The sequence below is a fragment of the Dermacoccus sp. CCH2-D9 genome, from assembly GCF_001556795.1.
Taxonomy (GTDB): domain Bacteria; phylum Actinomycetota; class Actinomycetes; order Actinomycetales; family Dermatophilaceae; genus Dermacoccus; species Dermacoccus nishinomiyaensis.
On record NZ_LSJT01000061.1, the window covers coordinates 1 to 1,009 of the forward strand.

At 67.7% G+C, this 1,009-nt stretch carries 1 protein-coding gene; it reads right to left on the bottom strand.

Annotation, left to right across the window (positions count from 1 at the left end; genetic code table 11):
* Nucleotides 1-958 (bottom strand): IS30 family transposase (locus tag AX669_RS05305; protein ID WP_062257063.1); only part of this gene is annotated, 958 nt, incomplete at its 3' end.
* Between the last annotated feature and the right edge of the window lie 51 nt (nt 959-1,009).

Consider the following 1,009-nt stretch of genomic DNA (forward strand, 5'->3'; position numbering starts at 1 on the left):
TTTCGTTCGTGCCGCGCTGCCATGGCGAACGGGCGTCACAGAAGAACACTTGCATGCCCAGGGCGTGCGTCACCTGGTCGTGGAAGGCCATTTCCCTGCCGCGATCCCACGTCAACGACCGACGAAACTGCGGCGGCATGTCGGCGAGATTCTCGATGAGAGCGTCCCTGACGGCGTCAGCCTTGTACCCGTTTGGCAGGGCGACGACGCGCACCAGGCGGGTGGAGCGTTCGACGAGGGTGGCCACGGCTGATGGGCGCTGGCCCATGATGAGGTCACCTTCCCAATGGCCGACTTCGGCCCGGTCTTCGACGCTGGTGGGTCGATCGTGGATGGAGGTCATGTTCCGCAACACGCCGCGGCGTTGTCGGGGTTTCGCGACGCGCGCATGGCGCAGGGATCGCCCTGATCGCAGGAGGCTTCCCTGTCGTGGCGCACGGATCTGGCCGGTGTACAGGGCGTGGTAGATCGACTCGTGCGACAACGAATCCTGCTGTTCGCGCCGTAGCCAGTGGGCGATCTGGGTGGGTGACCACCCTCGTTCCAGCTTCGCCGCGACTAGGCTCGACAGCGCCGGGTCGCGGTGAAGACGTGAGGGTTTCGGGCGGCGCGCGTTGCGCCACGCGCCCGCGTCAGCGCTGGCCGCGCGATAGGTGCCGGGGCCGCCGTGGCGGGCGACTTCGCGGCTGATGCTCGTGTGATGCCGTCCCAGCCGAGCGGCGATGACACGGCACGACAAGCCGGCGGCGAGGCCGCGGGAGATCTCTTCACGTTCACTCAGCGACAGGTGCCGCCGGTTCCGGGCGCGCGGCGGCGGTTTCACTCCGCCATGGCGGCGCAGCAGCGTCCGGACTGGGGTTTGGCTGACGCCGATCGTGCGGGCGATGAGCCTGATCGACTCACCCTTCGCCCACAACGCCCAGACGTTCTCCTGCTGCTCGTTCGACAACCCGGCCATGACACCCACGATCCCCTATCGGTGGTGGTGCGTTGACCGGTTGAACTCGCC